The following is a 1,233-nucleotide window of genomic DNA, read 5'->3' on the forward strand; positions in this document are numbered from 1 at the left end:
ACACCCGTTGAAAAGGGTCCGGATGACTTGTGGCTAGGGGTGAAAGGCCAATCAAACCTGGAGATAGCTGGTTCTCCCCGAAAGCTATTTAGGTAGCGCCTCGGACGAATACTACTGGGGGTAGAGCACTGTTAAGGCTAGGGGGTCATCCCGACTTACCAACCCTTTGCAAACTCCGAATACCAGTAAGTACTATCCGGGAGACACACGGCGGGTGCTAACGTCCGTCGTGGAGAGGGAAACAACCCAGACCGCCAGCTAAGGTCCCAAATTACTACTAAGTGGGAAACGATGTGGGAAGGCTCAGACAGCCAGGATGTTGGCTTAGAAGCAGCCATCATTTAAAGAAAGCGTAATAGCTCACTGGTCGAGTCGGCCTGCGCGGAAGATGTAACGGGGCTAAGTAGTAAACCGAAGCTGCGGCAATGTGCTTTTGCACATTGGGTAGGGGAGCGTTCTGTAAGCGGTTGAAGGTGTGTGGTAACGCATGCTGGACGTATCAGAAGTGCGAATGCTGACATGAGTAACGATAAAGGGGGTGAAAAACCTCCTCGCCGGAAGACCAAGGGTTCCTGTCCAACGTTAATCGGGGCAGGGTAAGTCGACCCCTAAGGCGAGGCCGAAAGGCGTAGTCGATGGGAAACGGGTTAATATTCCCGTACTTCTTACAATTGCGATGGGGGGACGGAGAAGGCTAGGTGGGCCTGGCGACGGTTGTCCAGGTTCAAGTGCGTAGGCTTAAGAGTTAGGTAAATCCGGCTCTTTTTAAGGCTGAGACACGACGTCGAGCATCTACGGATGTGAAGTCATTGATGCCATGCTTCCAGGAAAAGCCTCTAAGCTTCAGATTGTAAGGAATCGTACCCCAAACCGACACAGGTGGTCGGGTAGAGAATACCAAGGCGCTTGAGAGAACTCGGGTGAAGGAACTAGGCAAAATGGTACCGTAACTTCGGGAGAAGGTACGCTCTCGACGGTGAAGTCCCTCGCGGATGGAGCTATTGAGAGTCGCAGATACCAGGTGGCTGCAACTGTTTATTAAAAACACAGCACTGTGCAAAATCGTAAGATGACGTATACGGTGTGACGCCTGCCCGGTGCCGGAAGGTTAATTGATGGGGTTAGACTTCGGTCGAAGCTCTTGATCGAAGCCCCGGTAAACGGCGGCCGTAACTATAACGGTCCTAAGGTAGCGAAATTCCTTGTCGGGTAAGTTCCGACCTGCACGAATGG

The 1,233-nt window shown here is 52.3% G+C and carries 1 rRNA gene; it reads left to right on the forward strand.

The features are described 5' to 3' along the window. Positions 1-1,233 (forward strand): 23S ribosomal RNA (locus tag ACSHZY_RS18855); the annotation flags it as partial.

Source organism: Falsirhodobacter sp. 1013 (assembly GCF_051195255.1).
Classification (GTDB): domain Bacteria; phylum Pseudomonadota; class Alphaproteobacteria; order Rhodobacterales; family Rhodobacteraceae; genus Falsirhodobacter.